The sequence below is a fragment of the Klebsiella sp. 141162 genome, from assembly GCF_050600755.1.
Classification (GTDB): domain Bacteria; phylum Pseudomonadota; class Gammaproteobacteria; order Enterobacterales; family Enterobacteriaceae; genus Klebsiella; species Klebsiella aerogenes.
The window spans coordinates 1-23249 of the sequence record NZ_JAQIRI010000002.1; the positions used below are offsets into that span (position 1 = coordinate 1).

Genomic DNA, 23249 nt, shown 5'->3' on the forward strand with positions numbered 1-23249 from the left:
TGGAAAGTGTGTATACGGCAACGTATCGGGGGTTCGAATCCCCCCCTCACCGCCATATTCGAGATGAGAGCTCGTACGAAAGTACGGGCTCTTTTCTTTTATATTCTCCGTTAGGGGGGATGAGAACCCCCGACCGGGGTTCGACAACTGGCGCAGCCAGTTGGACAGACCGCGAACGCAGTAAGCGGTCTGCCCCGCAGGGGCGAGCGAAGCGAGTCAATCCCCCCCTCACCGCCATATTCGAGATGAGAGCTCGTACGAAAGTACGGGCTCTTTTCTTTTATATTCTCCGTTGGGGGGGACGAGAACCCCCGACCGGGGTTCGACAACTGGCGCAGCCAGTTGGACAGACCGCGCACGCAGTAAGCGGGCTGCCCCGACAAAAACGCCGGGAGCGTTTTTGAACAACGCCTGCGTTGGCCCCGAAGGGGCGAGGCCCGTGGATGGGCCGAGTAACGGCGAGCGAAGCGAGTCACTCCCCCTCACCGCCATATTCGAGATAAGAGCTCGTACGAAAGTACGGGCTTTTTTTCGCATGTGGCACCGCCGCCCTTCCCGGGGTCGGCATAAATGCCTCGCCCGGGCTACCCATCCCACAGGCCGCACCACCAACCAGTAGCCCGGCCAAGCGCAGCGCCGCCGGGAATCCCACAGGCCCCACCATCAGTAGCCCGGCCAGGCACAGTGCCGCGGGGAACCCCGCATGTCCCACCACCAGTAGCCCGGCCAGGCGTAGCGCCGCCGGGAATCCCACAGGCCCCACCACCAGTAGCCCGGCCAGGCGCAGCGCCGCCGGGAATCCCACAGACCGCACCACCAGTAGCCCGTCCAGGCGCAGCGCCGCCGGGAATCCCGCAGGCCGCACCACCAGTAGCCCGTCCAGGCGCAGCGCCGCCGGGAATCCCACAGCCGCACCATCAGTAGCCCGGCCAGGCACAGTGCCGCCGGGAATCCCACAGGCCCACCATCAGTAGCCCGTCCAGGCACAGTGCCGCGGGAAAATGCTGCAAAAACAACAAAGCCCGGGATATCCCGGGCTTTGCACACTCACTAGCGTTTAGTAATAGGCTTTCAACGTTCGCTGGCAAAGCGTTGAACGCACGCAGTCATCGGTAGTAAAGCGCACAATGCCAATCATGTCGTCTTCTTCAAAACGCGACAACGCATCGCTCAGACCCGATTTTACGCCAGAGGGCAAATCACACTGGGTAATATCGCCGTTGACGATCACAGTGACGTTCTCCCCGAGGCGGGTTAAAAACATCTTCATTTGCGCCGCGGTCACGTTCTGGGCCTCGTCCAGAATCACCACCGCGTTTTCAAAGGTGCGTCCGCGCATATAGGCGAACGGTGCGATTTCTACCTTGCCGATTTCCGGGCGCAGGCAATATTGCATAAAGGAAGCGCCCAACCTCTTCACCAGCACGTCATATACCGGTCGGAAATAGGGAGCGAATTTTTCGGCGATATCTCCCGGTAAGAAGCCGAGATCTTCGTCGGCCTGCAGAACGGGACGGGTAACAATAATTCTGTCCACATCCTTATGGATCAGGGCTTCAGCTGCTTTAGCCGCGCTGATCCAGGTCTTCCCGCACCCGGCTTCGCCGGTGGCGAAAATCAGCTGTTTATTGTCGATGGCATTCAAATAATGCGCCTGAGCTTCATTACGCGCCTCAATCGGTGAAAGATCGCGGCTATCCCGCGCCATCCCGATTGCTTCTACGCCACTCATTTGCACAAGCGATGTGACCGATTCTTCTTCACGTTGTTTATGGCTACGCGAATCCCGTCTCAGCACACGTTTTGCCTCACGACGAGCTTTGATCACTGCTTTTTGTCTTCCCATGGATAGCACCTTGCGTTGTTGGTTTACATCACGCGCGTCAAGAGCAACGCGATTATGCGCACGAACGATTGAGGTTTGGCTTCCTTGTAAGCCATTGCTTGCCGGTTGAATGGACAACGAGTCGCGGCTACGCGCACCGCGTACCCTGCCAGAGTTAGCCTGATTAGTAGTGGAAGAAATTGGGGTTACAGAGTGAAAATCGCTGCCGGAAGCTGGGCCCCCGTGCTGGAAAGTACGGTATGTGGTTTTACGTTGTCCGCTACAGGACCTTACCATTCGCGATCTCCATAGTGAGCGACATCACTGCCGGGAACTACCGCGTATGTAATAAGTACATCAAAAATTATTCTTAATGCAACTTATTTTTTACATTGACGCAACAATGATTTCTAAAATCATTGTAGAAAACTATCCGTCATTTGTATTACAGAAATATAACACATGGCAGGAAATATATTGAATCCGAGAAAAACAGCAGAAAACGCCCTGCCTTCGCCGGCAGGACGCCTATCAGGCTTGTAACAGCGATTGTCCAAGATAATGCTGGTCATTCATCACGCCGGGCAACACAAAGAAGTATCCGCCGCCAATCGGTTTAACGTACTCCTCCAGGGCCTCGCCGTTCAGCCGTTTCTGCACCGTCAGGAATCCCTTTTCCAAATCGTGCTGATAGCAAACGAACAATAACCCCATATCCAGTTGCCCTGAGTTGGTGACGCCTAACGAATAGCTGTAACCGCGGCGCATCATCAGGCTGGACTGCGTTTCCGGCGTACGCGGGTTCGCAAGACGAATATGGCTATCAAGGGCAATCACTTCACCGTGCGGATCGCGACTGTAGTCCGGAACATCATGTTCATGCTTCATCCCCAACGGCGCGCCAGAATGTTTATCGCGGCCAAAAATCGTCTGCTGCTCTTTCAGCGGCGTACGATCCCAGAACTCAACGTGGAACTGAATGATACGCGCAGCCTGATAACTACCGCCGATCGCCCAGGCCGGTTCGCCCTGGTCGGCAGTAACCCACACCACGTTATCCATTAGCGCTTTATCCTGGCTCGATGGATTAGCGGTACCGTCTTTAAAGCCCAGCAGATTAATTGGCGTCTCTTTGCCTTTGCTACGGGCCGCGCTATCAGAGATAAACCCTTCCCGCTTCCAGCGCACGCTCAGTAGATCGGGCGTGTGTTTGATAATGTCACGTAGCGCGTGAATGACCGTATCCTGGGTATTGGCGCAAATCTGCAGTAGTAAATCGCCATGGCACAGTGCGGCATCCAGCGAATCATTCGGGAAACGCGTCATTGCCTGCAGTTTTTTTGGCGCTTTATCCGCTAATCCAAAGCGCTCATCGAACAGCGAATGGCCGACCGAGACGGTGATAGTCAGGTTATCCGGCGCAATCCACGGCCCTAAAATCCCGGAATCCATCGGCGGCAATCGAGGATTCGGGGTATCCGGCGCCGGACCGCCTGCGGTTAAAAAGGCGATCCGCTGGGTCAGCAAGCGGAACAGGCGTTCGAGGTCGGCTTTATCCGCCGCCAGTACATCAAACGCCACCAGCATCATCGAGGCCTGCTGCGGCGTCAGGATGCCCGCCTGTTGCGGGCCATAAAATGGCTGTTTTTCCTGACGCGCATCCGGAGCGAGCGTGCCGGGGGAGCTTTCCGCTTTCGCCGCCTGCGCCATCGGGCAACCGCCGCTGATGGCCAGCGCGCCGCCAAGCGCGCCGATCCCCTTCAGTAAGCGGCGACGTGACGGTTCATTCACGTCGCGTGGTTTCTGTTGTGTCATCGAATTAATCCAGGCCCAAAATTCCGCGCAGTTGAGCCAGATCTTCTGCCAGCGTCGTGATCGGCCCTTTCAGCGCATTACGGTCAGCGGTGGTGAGCTTGTCATAGGTCTCGAAACCGTCTTTCGTACGGTATTTAGCAAGGATGGCATCAACTTTTTTGAAGTTGCCGTCAACTTTGGCCAGAAGCGCGCTATTATCCTTTTGCAGCTGCGGGCGCAGCAGGTCGACGATTTTCTGTGCGCCGTCGATATTGGCCTGGAAGTCCCACAGGTCGGTATGGCTGTAACGATCTTCTTCGCCGCTAATTTTGCTGGCCGCCACTTCTTCAATCAGCCCCGCCGCGCCGCCTACCACTTTCGACGGCGGGAAGGCCAGCTCGCTAATGCGTTTTTGCAGTTCCAGCACATCGCTGTTCAACTGTTCGGCATAGTTTTCCATTCCCTTCACGCTGTTATCGCCAAACAGCGCTTTTTCCAGACGGTGGAAGCCGGTAAATTTCGGGTCTTCGGCTTTTTTCTCGAAATCATCTTCACGGGCGTCAATGCTGCCGTCGAGGTCGGAGAACAGTTCGGCAATCGGTTCGATGCGCTCGTAGTGCTGACGGGTCGGGGCATACAGCGCCTTCGCTTTCTCGATATCACCGGCTTTTACGGCATCGGTAAAGGCTTTAGTGCCGCTAACCAGCTGCGCGGTCTCCGCGGTGACGTAGGCTTTATACGCAGTAATCGCCTCGCCAAGACTCAGCACCGCATCGGCTTTCGCCGCATCTTTGCTGGTTTCACCGGTGACAATAAGCTTACCTTTCGGGTTAGTCAGCAGGCCGCAGGTCATATCGTATTCGCCCGGCTGCAGGTTAGCCGTCAATTTTTGCGTGAATCCTGGCGCGATGTTTTCCCGCTCCTCGACCACCATCACTCCTTTCAGGATCTCCCACTCCAGCGCTTTCTGGCTGTGGTTCTGGATGATGAACTGGGTTTTACCCGCCTTCACCGTTACCTGCATAGGTTCGCACTGCTTATCGTTGACGGTAACTTTAACCTGCGGAATATCCGCAGCCTGAGCGTAAAAGGCGGAACTAAACAGCGCGGCGACGGTTAACTGCAGCGCAGTACGGCGAAAATGAATTATCATGACCATCCCTTTCGAAAAGTATGTTGTAACTATATTAATCAGCGGCGCCTGAATTACGCGGCTCGCGATGCTGTCGTTTTGCTGCCCGGCGGCAAGGCAAAGCACACCAGCGCCGGGATCAAATAGAGGAGATAAACCGCCACTTCACTGACGGTGGGCGTCTCCTGATAACCAAAGATGCCTTCCAGCAGCGTACCGAACAGCGTATGCGTCGATACCACGTTGCTAAGGTCAAAGGCGACATTCTGGAAGTAATTCCACAATCCCGCCTCATGGAAAGCACGAATCGCCCCGGCGGCCAGACCGGCCGCCACCAGCAGGATAAACAGACTGGTCCATTTGAAGAACACGCCGAGATTAAGGCGGATACCGCCCCAGTAAAGCAGGAAACCTAATACTACCGCCGTCGCCAGCCCGAGCATCGCCCCCAGCGGCGGCCAGATGCCCACATCCTGCTGGAATGCCGCCAGCAGGAAAAAGACCGACTCCAGGCCTTCGCGGGCAACCGCAAAAAACACCATCATCACCAGCGCCCAGCCGTGGTTATTCCCGCGCTGCAGCGCGTTATCCACCGCCTGCTCCAGCTGTTGTTTGACGTTGCGCGACACTTTACGCATCCAGAACACCATCCAGGTGAGGATAAATACCGCTATCACCGCCACGATGCCTTCAAACAGTTCCTGCTCGCGCTGCGGAAATTCTCCAGTGGTCTCGTTGATAAAAATCCCCAACCCGAGACAGAGCGCCGCCGCGAGGAATACGCCAATCCACATGACGCCGATCCAGCTGCCGCGCTGGGTTCGTTTTAAATAGCTGGCAATCAGGCTGACAATCAGCGCGGCTTCCAGCCCTTCGCGTAACATGATGAGAAATGGAACAAACATGCCGAAACCCTTAAATGTGAACCGCCGTCAACGGATGCAAAGATAGGTAAATATTTATGATAGTGATTATCATTACAACAATGAGAAACACAAGCGAAATGTTCAGGGAATGATGACAAGTTGTAAATTAATCGCTACAAAATAGTCACTTACGAAAATATCTCACCAGCTAAGCATTAAAATGGCAAATAGCATGATTTTTTATGTCGCATATTTACCGGACCGTAGCGCTGTGGCTAAATGGCGGTCCTGATTTATCTGCGAAATAAATAACATGACTCAAATTTTGCACTTCCTGCTGGCGCTGGCGGTTATTCTCGCCCTCGCCTGGCTTGCCAGCTATGACCGTCAAAAAATCCGCATTCGCTACATTCTGCAGTTAATTATTATTGAAATCGCCCTGGCTTTCTTTTTCCTTCACGCCGAAAGCGGGTTATGGGTAGTGAAAAATATTTCAGGCTTTTTTGCTTCGTTACTCGGGTTCGCCGCTGAAGGGACCAACTTCGTATTTGGCGGGATGGGTGAAAAAGGGCTGGCCTTTATTTTCCTCGGCGTACTGTGTCCAATCGTCTTTATTTCCGCGCTGATAGGTATTCTGCAACACTGGCGTATTCTGCCGATCTTTATTCGTCTGATCGGCACCCTGCTGTCGAAGGTGAACGGCATGGGCAAGCTGGAATCATTCAATGCCGTCAGCTCGCTGATCCTCGGCCAGTCGGAAAACTTTATTGCTTACAAAGGCGTACTCGGGGACCTCTCTCCGCGTCGCCTGTTCACGATGGCGGCGACCGCTATGTCAACGGTATCGCTGTCGATCGTCGGCGCCTATATGACCATGCTTGATGCGAAATACGTGGTGGCGGCGTTGATTCTTAATATGTTCAGCACCTTTATTGTGCTGTCGATTATTAACCCTACGCGCCCCGGCAGCGAAGCTGAAATAAAGCTTGAAAAGATGCATGAATCGCAGAGTTTCTTTGAAATGCTGGGCGAATATATCCTGGCGGGCTTTAAGGTGGCGATGATTATTCTGGCGATGCTAATCGGCTTTATCGCCCTGATTAGCGCCGTTAATGCGTTATTTGCGACCGTTTTCGGCCTAAGCTTCCAGCAAATCCTCGGTTACGTCTTTTATCCGCTGGCGTGGCTGGTGGGTATTCCATTAAGCGACGCGCTAAATGCCGGGAGTATTATGGCCACCAAGCTGGTCGCTAACGAATTCGTGGCGATGATCGAGCTGCAGAAAATTGCCGCCAGCATGACGCCGCGCGGGCTAGGGATCCTTTCCGTGTTTCTCGTCTCGTTCGCCAACTTCGCCTCCATTGGCATCATTGCCGGGGCGATTAAAGGGCTTAACGAGCAACAGGGCAACACCGTTTCCCGCTTCGGCCTACGTCTGGTCTATGGCGCGACGCTGGTTAGCCTGCTGTCCGCCAGTTTTGCCGGGCTGGTGCTGTAACTCGTCGGGCGGGGGCTCTCCCCGCCCTGTTCGTCAGAAATGTACGCACACCGGCTGATCAACGCGCATAACGGACTCCTGGGCGAATCGCGTCTTATACGTATTACGCAACGCTTCAATCCCCTGCTCACTTTTCGCATCATTGCTGTGAATCAGCATCAGCGCCTTGCTGGACTCGCGGGCCACTGCGCCATTGTTACCTAACCACTGGCCGCGGGCATCAAAAACCGTCAAGCCATCGCGAAAACGCGGCGTCACATCGCGGTCGACAAACTGCTGCCACTCCTGGGCGGTAATATCTTTCCCCGCTGGCCGGCTAAGGCCGAAATAAAGGGTGGTTTGCACCATCGCGTTGTCCGCCGGACAGGCGTTATCATCAACGCGCGCGGCGCTTTTCTCGGATGGCGCCACGCATCCTGTCAACAGTGCGGCAACGATCAGCGCCGCGGCGGCCTGGGGTAATTTCATTTGCTATCCTCATTGTTTTTTGTACCCAGATATCAGCGTATTTTCAGTGAATTAGCAAGAGAGGCGCGAACATTACTCTCTGGCGATACGGCGTATTTTCTTTTGTTCTACACTGATAAACACAGCCTGGGCGAAATTCTTTTTTAAATTATTTCCTGCGTTTTTTATTTCCAAGACTTCTCTATAGTTGAGCGTTTTTAACTGGCCTGGCGGCCGCGTAAAATAACAACTGGAATAATTCATGATAGAAAATAATGAGTTAGCTAATATTGAGAAAAGAATTGTCACCCGCTTTCTCGATATGTTTATTAAGTTCGGCTTGATACTGGCGCTGGCCTCCTTCTGCTTTACCGTCTTCTCGCCGTTCCTGAACATGATGCTATGGGCGCTGATCCTGGCCGTCACCCTCTACCCTTTACATCAACACATCGCGCGACGTATCGGCGGGCGACAGGGGCTGGCATCAACCATATTGGTATTATTCGGCCTGCTGATTATCGTCATCCCGACCATTTTCATGGTGACCTCGCTTGGCGAAAGCGCCGGTAGCCTGATTGATAAAGTCAGCGGCAGCGATCTGACGCTGCCGCCGCCATCGGCCAACGTCGCCTCTATTCCCCTCGTCGGCGGTAAGCTGTATGCGTTCTGGCTGAAGGCCTCGGCGGACCTGCCGGCGGTACTGAGCAGTTATCACACGCAAATTGGCGAGGCGGCGAAACTGGTGCTCGGCGTGCTGGCAAGTATGGGCGGCGGGCTGCTGGGCTTTGTCCTCTCCTTTATTGTCGCCGGCGCTATCATGACCTGGGGCGCGGCAGGCGCCAACAGCGCTAAACGTATTGCCATCCGTATCACCGACGAAACTAAAGGTGTTGCCCTGAGCCGTCTGTGCACCGGCACCATCCGCGCCGTCGCGCAGGGGGTGATCGGCGTGGCGCTCATTCAGGCCTTGCTGACGGGAATTATCATTGCATTGGCGGGGATCCCGGCCGCCGGTATCTTCTTCGTGCTGGCGCTGGTGCTCGGTATCGCGCAAATCCCGGTGATACTGGTCACCGCCCCGGCGATTGCCATTATGTGGATGACCGGCGACCACGGCACCGCGGTGAATATCGTGTTTACCGTCCTGCTGATTGTCGCCGGGATGGTCGATAACGTCCTCAAACCGCTAATGCTGGGGCGCGGCGTAGACGCGCCGATGCCGATCGTTCTGCTCGGCGCGTTGGGCGGCATGGCCACCGATGGCATTCTCGGGATGTTTATTGGCGCCACTCTGCTCTCCATCGGGTATCTGATCTTCATGAACTGGGTAAACGAAGGCGCGGCGAAGTAACCGCCTGACCGCCAGCAGCTTTCCGCCGGGCCGTACAGGCGGCAAAAAAAACGGCTCCCTGATGGGAGCCGTTGCGGTTTCTGGTGCTCGCTACTTTTATTCAGCGGTAGCGCGTACCGGCGGCGCAGAATGGTAATGCGCGTCCGCTTCGGCAAAACGCTGCTGCATGGCCGCCGATGGCGCTTTGCCCAGCAGGCTGAAGACCACAATCCCGATACTGCCGAACAGGAAGCCAGGGATGATTTCATACAGTCCCAACCAGCCGAACTGTTTCCAGACGATAACCGTAACCGCGCCAATAATCATCCCGGCCAGCGCGCCGTTACGAGTCATACGCGACCACATCACCGAGAACAGCACCACCGGGCCAAATGCGGCGCCGAAGCCTGCCCATGCGTAGCTGACCAGACCCAGTACGCGGTTTTCCGGGTTAGCGGCCAGCGCAATCGCAATCAGCGCTACCACCAGCACCATGAAGCGGCCGATCCAGACCAACTCTTTCTGACCGGCGTTTTTACGCAGGAAGGCTTTATACAGATCTTCGGTAATCGCGCTGGAGCAGACCAGCAGCTGGCAGCTCAGGGTCGACATGACCGCCGCCAGAATGGCCGACAGCAGGATCCCGGCAATCCACGGGTTAAACAGGATTTGCGCCAATTCGATAAATACCCGTTCGGCGTTCTGATTAACCGCGCCCGCCAGGCTCGGGTTGTTATTAAAGTAGGCGATACCGAAGAAACCGACCGATACCGCGCCCGCCAGACAGAGGATCATCCAGGTCATACTAATACGACGCGCATGAACAATGCTGTGGTGAGAATCTGCCGCCATAAAGCGCGCCAGAATATGCGGCTGGCCGAAATAACCGAGACCCCAACCCATCAGCGAAATAATCGCCACGAAGTTCAGTCCCTTGAGCATGTCGATATTTTCGATGCTTTTTTGCTTAATCACTTCCAGCGAATCGCCGAAACCGCCGACCGAGATAATCACCATCACCGGCGTTAAAATCAGCGCGAAGATCATCAGGCTGGCCTGCACGGTATCGGTCCAGCTTACCGCCAGGAAACCGCCCACGAAGGTATAGATGATTGTCGCGGCGGCACCGGCCCACAGCGCGGTTTCATAGCTCATACCGAAGGTGCTTTCGAACAGACGCGCGCCGGCAACAATCCCGGAAGCACAATAAATAGTGAAGAACAGTAAGATAACCAGCGCGGAGATAATACGCAGCACACGGCTTTTATCTTCGAAGCGTCCGGTAAAATAGTCCGGCAGCGTCAGGGCGTTGTTGTTGACTTCGGTATGCACGCGCAGGCGCCCGGCCACCAGTTTCCAGTTAATCCACGCCCCCAGGGTCAGGCCGATGGCGATCCAGCTTTCGGAAATCCCGGAGAGAAAAATCGCCCCCGGTAACCCCATCAGCAGCCAGCCGCTCATATCTGATGCACCGGCAGAGAGCGCGGTCACAAATGGCCCAAGACTGCGGCCGCCGAGAATATAATCGTCAAAGTTCTTGGTTGAGCGCCAGGCAATAAAACCTATCAGTACCATGCCAAAAATATAAACAATAAACGTCACCAACATGGGTGTGCTAATAGCCATGCAAATCTCCAGAATTTATTTCGACAACGTCCAACTTTGTCGTTTTATCCACTACCGGAACGGGGTAATGGCGTATTGGTTGTATTGGGCGAGCGTATCCTGACGGATGCGTCGGTATTTCACAAACGATTTAACACAGCATTTACACGAAAGTTGTCTCAGGAAAAATAGCAATTTTCTATAGGTTGCACTCCCTCACGTTTTTACGGGTTGCACCTGAAAAAACTGTTAAGCAACGCAGATAAATACGTTATTTGAATGAGGCTATTTATTGGAAAATCTTATCAAGGCTATTAACAATTCATTCATTTCTCAGCTTGCTAGCCAGGTCACAATTAACAAGGTTGCACAAAGTTGCAACATGGGTGATATTTCTACGCAACCAATAAAAGGGCATTACATAGCTAACAGGAGTTCCCGCAATGGGCACCACCACCATGGGTGTAAAACTTGACGACGCCACGCGCGAACGCATTAAGTCCGCCGCGAGCCGTATTGACCGCACGCCGCACTGGCTGATTAAGCAAGCCATCTTCAACTATCTGGAAAAGCTGGAAAACGACGAGACGCTACCGGAACTGCCGGCGCTCCTTTCCGGCGCCGCCAATGAAAGCGATGAAGCAGGCACTCCGGCGGACGAGCCGTATCAGCCGTTCCTTGAGTTCGCCGAACAAATTCTGCCGCAATCGGTCAGCCGCGCGGCGATCACCGCCGCCTGGCGACGCCCGGAAACCGATGCGGTACCGATGTTGCTGGAGCAGGCCCGTCTGCCGCAGCCGTTAGGCGAACAGGCGCACAAGCTGGCCTACCAGCTGGCGGAAAAGCTACGCAACCAGAAAACCGCCAGCGGCCGCGCCGGCATGGTGCAGAGCCTGCTGCAGGAGTTCTCGCTTTCCTCGCAGGAAGGCGTGGCGCTGATGTGCCTGGCCGAAGCGCTGCTGCGCATTCCGGATAAAGCCACCCGCGATGCGCTAATCCGCGACAAAATCAGCAACGGCAACTGGCAATCGCATATCGGCCGCAGCCCGTCGCTGTTCGTTAACGCCGCCACCTGGGGGCTGTTGTTTACCGGGAAACTGGTGTCGACGCATAATGAGACCAGCCTCTCCCGCTCGCTGAACCGCATTATTGGCAAGAGCGGCGAACCGCTGATCCGCAAAGGCGTGGATATGGCGATGCGCCTGATGGGCGAGCAGTTCGTCACTGGCGAAACCATCGCCGAAGCGCTGGCCAACGCCCGCAAGCTGGAAGAGAAAGGGTTCCGTTACTCCTACGATATGCTCGGCGAAGCCGCGCTGACCGCCGCCGATGCGCAGGCCTATATGGTCTCTTATCAGCAGGCGATCCACGCCATCGGTAAAGCCTCCAACGGCCGCGGCATTTATGAAGGGCCGGGGATCTCAATTAAACTTTCCGCGCTGCACCCGCGCTACAGCCGCGCGCAGTATGACCGGGTCATGGAAGAGCTCTATCCGCGCCTTAAATCGCTGACGCTGCTGGCGCGCCAGTACGACATCGGCATTAACATCGATGCCGAAGAGGCCGACCGCCTGGAGATCTCCCTCGACCTGCTGGAAAAACTATGCTTCGAACCGGAGCTGGCCGGCTGGAACGGCATCGGCTTTGTTATTCAGGCCTATCAGAAACGCTGCCCGTTTGTGATTGATTCGCTGATCGACATGGCGACCCGCAGCCGCCGTCGCCTGATGATTCGCCTGGTGAAAGGCGCCTATTGGGATAGCGAAATCAAACGCGCGCAGATGGAAGGCCTCGAAGGCTATCCGGTTTATACCCGTAAGGTCTACACCGACGTTTCGTATCTCGCCTGCGCCAAAAAGCTGCTGGCGGTACCGAACCTGATTTATCCGCAGTTTGCCACCCATAACGCCCATACGCTGGCGGCTATCTACCAGCTGGCGGGGCAAAACTACTACCCTGGCCAGTACGAGTTCCAGTGCCTGCACGGCATGGGCGAACCGCTGTATGAGCAGGTCGTGGGCAAAGTCGCCGACGGCAAACTAAACCGTCCGTGTCGTATCTACGCGCCGGTCGGTACCCATGAAACGCTGCTGGCGTATCTGGTGCGTCGTTTGTTGGAAAACGGCGCCAATACTTCCTTCGTTAACCGTATCGCGGATAATACCCTGCCGCTGGACGAACTGGTGGCCGATCCGGTCAGCGCGGTCGAAAAACTGGCGCAGCAGGAAGGCCAGGCCGGCCTGCCGCATCCGAAAATTCCGCTGCCGCGCGATCTCTACGGTCACGGCCGCAGCAACTCCGCCGGTCTGGATCTGGCTAACGAACACCGACTGGCCTCCCTCTCCTCTTCGTTGCTTAACAGCGCGCTGCATAAATGGCAGGCGCTACCGATGCTGGAGCAGCCGGTGGTAGAAGGCGAGATGCAGCCGGTCATTAACCCGGCGGAACCGAAAGATATCGTCGGCTACGTCCGCGAAGCCAGCGATGCCGAAGTGCAGCAGGCGCTGACCAGCGCTATCAATAACGCGCCAATTTGGTTCGCCACTCCGCCGCAGGAACGCGCCGCCATTCTTGAGCGCGCTGCCGTACTGATGGAAAGCCAGATGCCGACCCTGATGGGGATCCTGGTGCGCGAAGCTGGCAAAACCTTCAGCAACGCCATTGCTGAAGTGCGCGAAGCGGTCGACTTCCTGCACTATTATGCCGGTCAGGTGCGTGACGATTTCGATAATGAAACCCACCGCCCGTTGGGCCCGGTCGTCTGTATCAGCCCGTGGAACTTCCCGCTGGCGATCTTCACCGGCCAGATTGCCGCGGCGCTGGCGGCAGGCAACAGCGTGCTGGCCAAACCGGCCGAACAGACGCCGCTTATCGCCGCGCAAGGCGTAGCGATTCTGCTGGAAGCCGGCGTACCGCCGGGCGTGATTCAACTGCTGCCGGGCCGCGGGGAAACCGTCGGCGCCGCGCTAACCTCAGACGAACGCGTTCGCGGCGTAATGTTTACCGGTTCGACCGAAGTAGCGACGCTGCTGCAGCGCAACATCGCTAACCGCCTTGATGCGCAGGGCCGTCCGACACCGCTTATCGCGGAAACCGGCGGCATGAACGCGATGATCGTCGACTCGTCGGCGCTCACCGAGCAGGTGGTGATTGACGTACTGGCCTCGGCTTTCGACAGCGCCGGCCAGCGCTGTTCCGCCCTGCGCGTGCTGTGCCTGCAGGAAGAAGTCGCCGACCATACGTTAACCATGCTGCGCGGCGCGATGAGCGAATGCCGGATGGGTAATCCGGGTCGCCTGACCACCGATATCGGCCCTGTAATCGACGCGGAAGCCAAAGAGAATATCGAACGCCATATTCAGGCGCTGCGCGCGAAAGGCCGCAATGTCTTCCAGGCGGTACGTGAAAATAGCGAAGATGCCCGCGAGTGGAATCATGGTACTTTCGTGGCGCCGACGCTTATCGAACTCGAGAGCTTCGACGAACTGAAAAAAGAGGTCTTCGGCCCGGTTCTGCACGTGGTGCGCTATAACCGTAACGAACTGGATAAGCTGGTTGAGCAGATTAACGCCTCCGGCTACGGCTTGACCCTCGGCGTGCATACCCGTATCGACGAGACCATTGCGCAGGTCACCGGCAGCGCGAAAGTCGGCAACCTGTACGTCAACCGCAATATGGTTGGCGCGGTGGTCGGCGTACAGCCGTTCGGCGGCGAAGGGTTATCGGGCACCGGCCCGAAAGCCGGCGGCCCGCTGTACCTGTATCGTCTGCTCTCCAGTCGCCCACAGGACGCGGTCGGCGTCACTTTCGCCCGCCAGGATGCGGAGCGTCCGCTGGACGCCCAGTTGAAAACGCTGCTGGAAAAACCGCTGCAGGCGCTGCAGCAGTGGGCGGCTGGCCGTCCTGAACTGCAGGCGCTGTGTCAGCAATACAGCGATCTGGCGCAAAGCGGCACCCAACGTCTGCTGCCAGGGCCAACCGGCGAGCGCAATACCCTGACGCTGATGCCGCGCGAGCGCGTATTGTGCGTGGCGGATAACGAGCAGGACGCGCTGATTCAACTGGCTGCGGCAATGGCGGTTGGCTGTGAAGTGCTGTGGCCGGATAGCGCTCTGCAGCGCGAACTGGCGAAGAAACTGCCGCGTGAGGTCAGCGAGCGCATTCATTTTGCGAAAGCGGATCAGTTGACCAGCCAGGCCTTCGACGCGGTCATTTATCATGGTGATTCCGATCAGCTGCGCGAGCTGTGTGAGCAGGTGGCGGCGCGCGACGGGGCAATTGTATCGGTGCAGGGCTTTGCGCGCGGCGAAACCAATCTGCTGCTGGAGCGCCTGTATATCGAGCGTTCATTGAGCGTCAACACCGCCGCGGCAGGCGGTAACGCCAGCCTGATGACCATCGGCTAAAACGGGCTCCCCGGTGGCGCTACGCTTACCGGGGCTACATAACCCCGCCAAAGGATAGCCCGGATAAGGCGCTATGCGCCGCCATCCGGGAAATCTACGGCGTGTTCAACTAATGACAGCCGACGTTAGCTGTGCTTAATTAAGGCTCCCGGACGGGAGCTTTTTTTATGGGAGTAGAACGATGAAACGCACTTTAATTGCCGTGGCTGCCCTATTAGCCAGCGGCGCGGCGTGGGCGGATGACTGCAGCAACGCCAACACGCAAACCGAAATGAACCAGTGCGCCGCGGCACAATATCAGGCGGCCGATAAAAAGCTGAATGAGACCTGGGAGCAGGCGCTGAAACGCGCCTCCGGCAAACAGCTTGAATTGCTGAAAAAAGCCCAGCAGGCGTGGATTTCCCTGCGTGACGCCGACTGCGCGTTTCTCGCTTCCGGCGCGGAAGGCGGCAGTATGCAACCGATGCTGATAAGCCAGTGCATGACCGATAAGAGCGTCGAGCGCGAAGCCTTCCTCGCCTCGCTGCTTCAGTGCGAAGACGGCGACCAAAACTGCCCGCTGCCGCCAGCTAATTAACGTACGCGGATCCCTTCGATAATCATCCGCTGCACGTTATCCACAGTTTGCTGGAAAAACTGCTCATCCTGCAGCGTTGCGCCGGTTACCGCCTCCACCTGAGTGGCGAAATCGGCGTAATGCTGCGTCGTCGCCCAGATCATAAAGATAAGGTGCTGCGGATCGACCGCCGCCAGCTTGCCGCTATCAATCCATGACGAGATTATCGCCGACTTTTCATCTATCAACGCCTTCAGATCGCCGGTCAGTTCGCCCATGAGCAGCGGCGCCCCCTGTAGCATCTCCAGACAGAACAGTCTGGAGGCCTGAGGATGATCGCGCGATACTTCAAGCTTAAGGCGAATATATTCGCGGATCGCCACCAGCGGGCTGATATCTTCGCGAAATGCCCGCAGCGGCGCCAGCCAGATGGCGAGGATCCGCTGCAGCACGGCAACGTACAGCGCCTCTTTTGACGGGTAGTAATAGAGTAAATTGGTTTTCGATACCCCGGCCAGTTCAGCGACCTGTTCCAGCCGCGTACCGTGAATGCCGAACTGCGAGAAGGTCTCCAGCGCAGCGGCCAGAATGGCCTCTTTTTTGGCGCTCACCGCCTGTGAACGCTTGCCGGTTTTTTTCACGGCGCCCTGTGCCATACGTCTTCTCCTTCAGTAGTCGTCTTCAGCATAGCAAAAGCCCCTCGCCGACACGACCCTGCGCACTCCGATCGCGCATGACTGCCGTTTTTTCGTGCACTGATTTTGACCATTCGGTCCACATTTTCATCATCAAATCCGGCAACCATTACACAACACATTAATAACAAAACCTTTTTTAAAACTGGCATTACCTTTGCTTTATTTCCACTGCGAGGTGGTTCGGGGAGAGGCAGGATGCCGCACCGCGCGATTTCATCTTCCATGACGACAGAGAGGTAGTTATGAAAATCGGTGTTTTCGTTCCCATTGGTAATAACGGCTGGTTAATTTCCACGCATGCGCCGCAGTATATGCCGTCCTTCGAACTGAATAAGGCGATTGTGCAGAAGGCCGAGCGCTACCATTTCGACTTCGCGCTCTCCATGATCAAACTGCGCGGCTTTGGAGGAAAAACGGAATTCTGGGATCATAACCTGGAATCGTTCACCCTGATGGCCGGTCTGGCGGCGGTGACGTCGAAGATAGAGATTTATGCCACCGCCGCGACGCTGACGCTCCCTCCGGCCATCGTCGCCCGCATGGCGTCCACTATCGACTCTATCTCCGGCGGACGTTTTGGCGTGAATCTGGTGACCGGCTGGCAAAAACCGGAATATGACCAGATGGGGATCTGGCCCGGCGATGAATACTTCGCCAGTCGCTATGACTACCTGACTGAATACGTTACGGTTCTGCGCGACCTGTGGGGCACCGGGCGCAGCGATTTTAAAGGTGATTACTTCACCATGAACGACTGCCGGGTCAGCCCGCGGCCCTCGCAGCCGATGAAGGTTATCTGCGCCGGGCAAAGCGACGCCGGCATGGCGTTCTCCGCCCAACACGCCGACTACAACTTTTGCTTTGGCAAAGGGGTTAATACCCCCGCCGCCTTCGCGCCCACAGCCGCACGGATGATGCAGGCGGCGGAAAAAACCGGCCGCGACGTTGGTTCCTACGTGCTGTTTATGGTGATCGCCGACGAAACTGACGAAGCGGCCCGCGCTAAATGGGAACACTACAAGGCCGGCGCGGATGAAGAGGCGCTGGCTTGGCTGACCGAACAGAGCCAGAAAGATACCCGCTCCGGCAGCGATACCAACGTCCGCCAGATGGCCGACCCCACCTCCGCGGTCAACATCAATATGGGCACCCTCGTCGGCTCTTATGCCAATGTCGCCCGTATGCTCGATGAGGTGGCGGCGGTCCCCGGTACCGACGGCGTACTGCTGACCTTCGATGATTTCCTGCAGGGCATTGACGCCTTCGGCGAACGTATTCAGCCGCTGATGCGCTGCCGTGACCATATTGCTCCCATTACCCGCGAGGTGGCCTGATGATTACCCTTCCCGCTCGCCCGGAATCGCTGACCTTCGCGCCCCAGCACAGCGCGCTGATCGTGGTCGATATGCAAAACGCCTATGCAAGCCAGGGCGGATATCTGGATCTCGCCGGTTTTGACGTCTCCGCCACCCGGCCGGTTATCGATAATATTAATCTCGCGGTGGCCGCCGCCCGCGCCGCCGGCATGTTAATCATCTGGTTCCAGAATGGCTGGGACGAACAGTATGTGGAAGCCGGCGGCCCCGGCTCGCCGAATTACCATAAATCCAACGCGCTGAAGACCATGCGCCAACGCCCGGAACTGCAGGGCAAGCTGCTGGCAAAAGGCGGTTGGGATTATCAACTGGTTGACGAATTGCGGCCGCAGGAGGGCGATATCGTCCTGCCGAAACCGCGCTACAGCGGTTTCTTCAATACCCCGCTCGACAGCATTTTACGCAGCCGCGGTATTCGCCACCTGGTGTTCACCGGCATCGCCACCAACGTCTGCGTCGAATCGACGCTGCGCGATGGCTTCTTCCTCGAATACTTCGGCGTGGTGCTGGAGGATGCCACCCATCAGGCAGGTCCCGCCTTCGCGCAACAGGCGGCGTTGTTCAACATTGAAACCTTTTTCGGCTGGGTCAGCGATGTCGGCAGCTTCTGTCGCGCCATAGACCCCGCCGCCCCGCTCGCTTTTAGCGAGGAGAAACGCTATGCCTAAACAGGTGATTATTCCCCCCGGCACCGCTACGCCGATTGCCCCCTTTGTTCCTGGGACGCTCGCCGATGGGGTGGTATATGTCTCCGGCACTCTGCCGTTTGATAAGCAAAACAATGTGCTCTACCCCGGCGACCCAAAGGCGCAAACCCGTCACGTGCTGGAGACCATCAAATGCGTTATCGAAACGGCGGGGGGCAGTATGGCGGATGTGACCTTCAACAGTATCTTTATTACCGACTGGCAAAATTACGCCGCGATTAACGAGGTCTACGCCGAGTTTTTCCCCGGTGATAAACCGGCGCGTTTCTGTATTCAGTGCGGGCTGGTGAAACCCGATGCGCTGGTGGAAATTGCCAGCGTCGCCCATATCGGTACTCCAACATGATGAGGCTCAATATTGCCCCGCCGCCGTGGCCCGGCGCGCCGGTGGTGGTGCTGAGCGCCGGGCTTGGCGGCGCTGGCGCGTACTGGCTGGCGCAGCGGGCGGCGCTGGAACAGCATTATCAACTGGTGCTCTATGACCATAACGGTACCGGGGAGAATCGCGGCCCGTTGCCGGAAAATTACAGTATGGCGACCATGGCGCAGGAGCTTTTCCTCGCTCTGCAAGCGGCCGGTCTTACGCGCTTCGCGCTGGTGGGTCACGCGCTGGGGGCGCTGATTGGCCTGCAGCTGGCACTCGATCGCCCCGAGGCGGTGAGCGCCCTGGTGCTGGTCAACGGCTGGCTGACGCTGTCGCCGCATACCCGCCGCTGCTTTCAGGTCCGCGAACGCCTGCTGCATGCCGGCGGCGCCCAGGCGTGGGTCGAGGCTCAACCGCTGTTTCTCTATCCGGCAGAGTGGATGGCAGCCCGCCTGCCGCGTCTCGAAGCGGAAGACGCGTTGGCCATTAGCCATTTCCAGGGCAAGGAGAATCTATTGAAACGGCTGCAGGCCCTGAAACAGGCGGATTTTTCGCGCCGCGCGGCGGCTATCGCCTGCCCGACGCTCATCATCAGCGCCGCCGACGACCTGCTGGTCCCCGCCTCCTGCTCGCGAATGCTGCAGGCGGCGATACCCGGTAGCCGACTCGTGGAAATGGCCTGGGGCGGCCATGCCTGTAACGTTACCGACAGCGACACTTTTAACCCTATCTTACGCGACGGTCTGGCGGCCCTGCTGCCGGTCGCCGAGGAGAATATATGAGCGAAGCAATCAACCAAAAGGCTTGCGAAACCCTTTTCACCCGTGCCCGGACCTACAATGGCTGGCGAGATCTCGCGGTTAGTGACCAGCAACTGCGGGCAATTTACGACCTGATGAAAATGGGGCCGACCTCGGCCAACTGTTCACCGGCGCGAATCGTTTTTGTGCGCAGCGCCGAGGGCAAAGCGAAACTCCGCCCAACGCTCTCCAGCGGCAATGTGGAAAAAACCATGCAGGCGCCGGTCACCGCCATCGTGGCCTGGGATAGCGCGTTTTACGACCGCCTGCCCGCGCTGTTTCCCCACGGCGACGCCCGGAGCTGGTTTACTTCCAGCCCGCAGCTGGCTGAGGAAACCGCCTTTCGCAACAGCTCGCTGCAGGCGGCGTATCTGATTTTCGCCTGCCGCTCGCTGGGCCTCGACACCGGCCCGATGTCGGGGTTCGAGCGCGAGAAAGTCGATGCGGCGTTTTTCGCCGACAGCGGCTGGAAAAGCAATCTGCTGGTGAATATCGGCTATGGCGACCCCGGCAAACTGTACGACCGACTGCCGCGCCTGACCTTTGATGAAGCCTGCCTGCTGGTATAAGGAGACGATAATGAACCTAGCGGATCGACACAGTTTTCGCGACGCCATGGCCCACGTCGGCGCGGCGGTGAACATTATCACCACCGAAGGACCTGCCGGGCGCGCCGGTTTTACCGCCAGCGCGGTCTGCAGCGTAACGGACACCCCGCCTACGCTGCTGGTGTGCCTCAACCGTTCGGCCTCGGTCTGGCCGATATTCAGCGAGCATCAGACCCTTTGCGTCAATACCCTCGCGGCAGGGCAGGAGGAATTATCGACTATCTTTGGCGGCAAAACCCCGATGGCGGAACGTTTCGCCGCCGCCGTCTGGCAAACCGGCGCGACCGGCTGCCCGCGGCTGAAAGAGGCGCTGGTCAGTTTCGACTGCCGCATCGACCAGCGACTGCAGGTCGGCACCCATGACATTCTGTTTTGCCAGGTCGTGGCTATCAGCCGCCAGCCGGAACCGCGCGGTCTGATGTGGTTTGACCGCGGCTACCACACGCTTATGCGGCCCGTTTGTTAACCTCTCACCCGGGATATCATCATGGCACTCTTCAGTTTTCCTCGCTGGCAGTTAACCTCCCCCGCCGCGGATGCCGGCGTTGTCGCCCCGGATGAACGTTTATCCGCCGCACAAACGCTGATCATGGGCGTGCAGCACGCCGTGGCGATGTTTGGCGCGACCGTATTAATGCCTTTATTGATGGGGCTTGATCCGAACCTGGCTATCCTGATGTCGGGAGTGGGCACTCTGCTGTTCTTTGTCGTCACTGGCGGTCGGGTACCGAGCTATCTTGGATCCAGCGCCGCCTTCGTCGGCGTGGTCATCACCGTTACCGGCTTTACCGGCCAGGGGTTGAATCCTCATCTCAGCGTCGCCCTCGGCGGCATCATCGCCTGCGGGCTGCTCTATACCCTGATTGGGCTGGTGGTGATGAAAATCGGCACCGGCTGGATAGAGCGTCTGATGCCGCCCGCGGTAACCGGCGCGGTGGTGATGGCGATCGGTCTTAACCTGGCGCCGATTGCCGTGCACAGCGTTTCCGCCAACGCCTTCGACAGCTGGATGGCGATGCTGACGGTGCTTTGTATCGGCGCCGTCGCGGTATTTACCCGAGGACTGCTGCAGCGTCTGCTTATCCTGGTGGGGCTCATTATCGCCTGTGCGCTCTATGCGCTGCTGGCCAACGGATTCGGTCTTGGCAAACCGCTGGATTTTGCCCCGGTCGCTCAGGCGGCATGGTTTGGGGTCCCGCACTTTACTTCGCCCACCTTTGACAGCCAGGCGATGCTGCTGATAGCGCCAGTGGCCATCATTCTGGTGGCGGAAAACCTGGGGCATTTGAAGGCCGTCGCGGGAATGACTGGACGCAATCTGGATCCCTGGATGGGGCGCGCGTTTGTCGGCGACGGGCTAGCGACCCTGCTTTCCGGCGCCTGCGGCGGTAGCGGCGTCACCACCTATGCGGAGAACATCGGCGTTATGGCGGTGACCAAAGTCTATTCAACGCTGGTGTTTGTCGCCGCGGCGCTGATCGCCATCCTGCTCGGTTTTTCACCCAAGTTCGGCGCCCTGATTCATACGATTCCAGGCCCGGTAATTGGCGGCGCGTCAATCGTGGTTTTTGGTTTGATTGCGGTCACCGGGGCGAGGATATGGGTGCAAAATCGGGTCGATCTCAGCCAGAATGCGAATTTAATCATGGTGGCGGTGACTTTGGTTCTGGGCGCAGGCGATTTTACCTTGTCGCTGGGGGGCTTCCGCCTGGGCGGGATTGGGACGGCGACTTTCGGCGCTATTGCGCTGCATGCGTTGCTTAACCGCCGCCAGCATCAGGAAAAGGTGGCGAAAGCCACTACGATATAACCAGGGATGGGTTCGCCCCGGCGGTGCGGCTGCCGGGGCGAAAATTAGGGCTCGTGCCGATCCGCAAGCTCTGGTGCTTCCTCCGCCGCGATCTGCGACCGTGATTTTTTCTTCCACTTCAGCTCGCTGACCAGTACCCCGGCGAGAATAAACAGACAGCCCACCAGCGCCAGCAGCGGCAAACGCTCGCCGGCGATACGACCAAACACGCCAGCCCAAACCGGCTCGCCGGTGTAAATCAGCGTCGCCCGCGTTGGCGATACGCTACGCTGCGCCCAGTTCATGGTGACCTGAATAATGGCGCTGAAAATCCCCAACCCCAGCGCGACGGCCAGCAGTTCCGGGCGCATCGGCGGGATCGACTCCCCTGCCGGGCCCATCGCGGCAAATGCCACCAGCGAAGCGGTCGCCAGCTGTACCACCGTCACCCGGCGCACATCGACCTGACGCGCCCACGCGCTTATTAAAATGATTTCGGCAGCGATAGCCACGGCGCTTGCCAGGGTAATCATTTCGCCAATTCCCAACGCCAGCAGATTATTTTCCGGCCCCGCCAGCAGGATCAGCCCGATAAACGCCAACACGATGCCCACGCAGGACATGACGCCGGGCATGCGCCCCAGACACAGCCACTGCAACAGCGGTACCAGCGGTACATACATGGCGGTAATAAACGCCGATTTACTGCTGGAGATGGACTGTAAGCCCCAGGTTTGCAGGCTGTAACCGAGCGCAATCGCCACGCCGATCGCGACACCGGCCTTAACCTCAAGCCAGGTCAGGCCGCGTAGCGTACGCAGCGACAGTAGCGCTACCGCCAGCGCGGCGGTGGCGAAGCGCAGGCCGACGAAGAAAAACGGCCCGCTAAAGCTCACGGCGTATTGTACGGCAAGAAAGGTTCCGCCCCAGAACATGGTGATCACAATCAGGATCAGTTCCTGCGGCGTTATTGAGAGTTTGAGCGAAGACATGCGGCGACCAATAGCAAAAAATAGCTAACCAGTTTCGCAGGCGCTTCAGGCCGAAAGCAACACCCATTGACAAAAAAACCGCCGACATACGTCGGCGGCGAGGGTGATGCGGCAGGGTCGGGGGAGATTAACACCGCATCATTAAAAACAGTCCCGGCTAGCTATTGCGATTGCCGTGACTATTTTTACCCCCTTTTTTGCCAGCTTCCGAGGCGCGTTGAGGATCGTTTTTAAAGTTCCCCCCGCTGTGCTGGCCACCTTTACGACCTGCTTCTGATGCTCTGGCACGATCTTCGGCAAAGTTGCCGGAACCGCCACGATGGTTTGCCATTACTGACCTCCATTGGATTTGACATCATATTGCATTAGGTGAGTTCAGGGCCTAAGCCCCCGCGGCATATGGCATGGCCATTGTGCATCGCGTGCTTATAAGCGTAGTAAATGAAACTCATTCCC

General features: G+C 57.5%; 21 protein-coding genes and 1 other RNA gene. 12 read left to right on the forward strand and 10 right to left on the reverse strand.

The genetic code is table 11. The features are described from left to right. The first annotated feature begins 99 nt into the window (after positions 1-99). Positions 100-237: non-coding RNA, RtT sRNA (locus tag PGR23_RS07570), on the forward strand. A 235-nt stretch (positions 238-472) separates the two neighbouring features. On the opposite strand, the gene PGR23_RS07575 is transcribed toward PGR23_RS07570, so the two are convergent. The 5 genes from PGR23_RS07575 to efeU form a co-directional block, all read right to left on the reverse strand. Continuing rightward, on the reverse strand, positions 473-907 hold the full coding sequence (locus PGR23_RS07575) for a hypothetical protein (protein WP_396279768.1): 435 nt from the start codon (positions 905-907) through the stop codon (positions 473-475). Between the two features lie 150 nt (positions 908-1057). Next, complete coding sequence (gene phoH / locus PGR23_RS07580; protein WP_015367231.1) at positions 1058-1846, reverse strand: phosphate starvation-inducible protein PhoH; 789 nt, start codon at positions 1844-1846, stop codon at positions 1058-1060. 510 nt (positions 1847-2356) lie between these two features. Next, positions 2357-3640 (reverse strand): iron uptake transporter deferrochelatase/peroxidase subunit, encoded by a 1284-nt coding sequence (gene efeB / locus PGR23_RS07585; protein WP_396279769.1) that lies wholly within the window; start codon positions 3638-3640, stop codon positions 2357-2359. Between the two features lie 4 nt (positions 3641-3644). Beyond that, positions 3645-4772 carry an iron uptake system protein EfeO gene (gene efeO / locus PGR23_RS07590; protein ID WP_396279770.1) on the reverse strand — a complete coding sequence of 376 codons (1128 nt, stop codon included), beginning with the start codon at positions 4770-4772 and terminating at the stop codon, positions 3645-3647. A 53-nt stretch (positions 4773-4825) separates the two neighbouring features. After that, positions 4826-5656 (reverse strand): iron uptake transporter permease EfeU, encoded by an 831-nt coding sequence (efeU, locus tag PGR23_RS07595; RefSeq protein WP_047043553.1) that lies wholly within the window; start codon positions 5654-5656, stop codon positions 4826-4828. A gap of 274 nt (positions 5657-5930) precedes the next feature. Between efeU and PGR23_RS07600 the strand changes: the two genes are divergently transcribed. Further along, positions 5931-7115: a NupC/NupG family nucleoside CNT transporter gene (locus PGR23_RS07600; protein ID WP_047043556.1), complete on the forward strand. Its 1185-nt coding sequence runs from the start codon at positions 5931-5933 to the stop codon at positions 7113-7115. Positions 7116-7148: 33 nt separating this feature from the next. Here the strand turns inward: PGR23_RS07600 and PGR23_RS07605 are convergent, their stop codons facing one another. Further along, on the reverse strand, positions 7149-7583 hold the full coding sequence (locus PGR23_RS07605; protein ID WP_142688912.1) for a DUF3574 domain-containing protein: 435 nt from the start codon (positions 7581-7583) through the stop codon (positions 7149-7151). 241 nt (positions 7584-7824) lie between these two features. On the opposite strand from PGR23_RS07605, the gene PGR23_RS07610 reads away from it, so the two are divergent. Continuing rightward, positions 7825-8913, forward strand: coding sequence for an AI-2E family transporter (locus PGR23_RS07610; protein WP_074165786.1), 1089 nt, complete (start codon positions 7825-7827; stop codon positions 8911-8913). Between the two features lie 96 nt (positions 8914-9009). Here PGR23_RS07610 and putP read toward each other — a convergent pair whose 3' ends face one another. Beyond that, on the reverse strand, positions 9010-10518 hold the full coding sequence (putP, locus tag PGR23_RS07615) for a sodium/proline symporter PutP (RefSeq protein WP_045365591.1): 1509 nt from the start codon (positions 10516-10518) through the stop codon (positions 9010-9012). Between the two features lie 422 nt (positions 10519-10940). Here putP and putA point away from each other — a divergent pair, with 422 nt between their 5' ends. Both putA and PGR23_RS07625 read left to right on the forward strand, forming a co-directional pair. Beyond that, a complete protein-coding gene (putA, locus tag PGR23_RS07620; RefSeq protein ID WP_396279771.1) occupies positions 10941-14903 on the forward strand; it encodes a trifunctional transcriptional regulator/proline dehydrogenase/L-glutamate gamma-semialdehyde dehydrogenase in 3963 nt (1320 codons plus the stop codon). A 181-nt stretch (positions 14904-15084) separates the two neighbouring features. Continuing rightward, complete coding sequence (locus PGR23_RS07625) at positions 15085-15480, forward strand: lysozyme inhibitor LprI family protein (protein WP_045396958.1); 396 nt, start codon at positions 15085-15087, stop codon at positions 15478-15480. Here the strand turns inward: PGR23_RS07625 and rutR are convergent. Then, positions 15477-16115 carry an HTH-type transcriptional regulator RutR gene (gene rutR / locus PGR23_RS07630; RefSeq protein ID WP_045396960.1) on the reverse strand — a complete coding sequence of 213 codons (639 nt, stop codon included), beginning with the start codon at positions 16113-16115 and terminating at the stop codon, positions 15477-15479. The genes PGR23_RS07625 and rutR overlap by 4 nt on opposite strands. 284 nt (positions 16116-16399) lie before the next feature. Here rutR and rutA point away from each other — a divergent pair, with 284 nt between their 5' ends. Genes rutA through rutG form a run of 7 tightly spaced genes read left to right on the forward strand, consistent with a single transcriptional unit; the run spans position 16400 to position 21822 of the window. Then, entirely contained in the window at positions 16400-17491 is a 1092-nt protein-coding gene (gene rutA, locus PGR23_RS07635; RefSeq protein ID WP_045396962.1) for a pyrimidine utilization protein A, read from the forward strand. Continuing rightward, entirely contained in the window at positions 17491-18201 is a 711-nt protein-coding gene (rutB, locus tag PGR23_RS07640; RefSeq protein WP_396279772.1) for a pyrimidine utilization protein B, read from the forward strand. The genes rutA and rutB overlap by 1 nt, the downstream gene beginning before the upstream one ends. Continuing rightward, positions 18194-18586 carry a pyrimidine utilization protein C gene (gene rutC / locus PGR23_RS07645; RefSeq protein ID WP_047043569.1) on the forward strand — a complete coding sequence of 131 codons (393 nt, stop codon included), beginning with the start codon at positions 18194-18196 and terminating at the stop codon, positions 18584-18586. The genes rutB and rutC overlap by 8 nt, the downstream gene beginning before the upstream one ends. Beyond that, positions 18583-19386 carry a pyrimidine utilization protein D gene (rutD, locus tag PGR23_RS07650; RefSeq protein ID WP_396279774.1) on the forward strand — a complete coding sequence of 268 codons (804 nt, stop codon included), beginning with the start codon at positions 18583-18585 and terminating at the stop codon, positions 19384-19386. Before rutC ends, rutD begins: the two co-directional genes overlap by 4 nt. After that, positions 19383-19973 (forward strand): malonic semialdehyde reductase, encoded by a 591-nt coding sequence (locus tag PGR23_RS07655; RefSeq protein ID WP_047078733.1) that lies wholly within the window; start codon positions 19383-19385, stop codon positions 19971-19973. Before rutD ends, PGR23_RS07655 begins: the two co-directional genes overlap by 4 nt. A gap of 10 nt (positions 19974-19983) precedes the next feature. Continuing rightward, positions 19984-20478, forward strand: a complete 495-nt coding sequence (gene rutF, locus PGR23_RS07660; protein WP_045396975.1) for an NADH-dependent FMN reductase RutF — start codon at positions 19984-19986, stop codon at positions 20476-20478. A gap of 21 nt (positions 20479-20499) precedes the next feature. Further along, positions 20500-21822 (forward strand): pyrimidine utilization transport protein G, encoded by a 1323-nt coding sequence (gene rutG, locus PGR23_RS07665; protein ID WP_047043581.1) that lies wholly within the window; start codon positions 20500-20502, stop codon positions 21820-21822. 44 nt (positions 21823-21866) lie between these two features. Here rutG and PGR23_RS07670 read toward each other — a convergent pair whose 3' ends face one another. Next, positions 21867-22793, reverse strand: coding sequence for a DMT family transporter (locus PGR23_RS07670; protein WP_045396980.1), 927 nt, complete (start codon positions 22791-22793; stop codon positions 21867-21869). 157 nt (positions 22794-22950) lie between these two features. Continuing rightward, complete coding sequence (locus tag PGR23_RS07675; RefSeq protein WP_015367250.1) at positions 22951-23124, reverse strand: general stress protein; 174 nt, start codon at positions 23122-23124, stop codon at positions 22951-22953. Positions 23125-23249 lie beyond the last annotated feature (125 nt).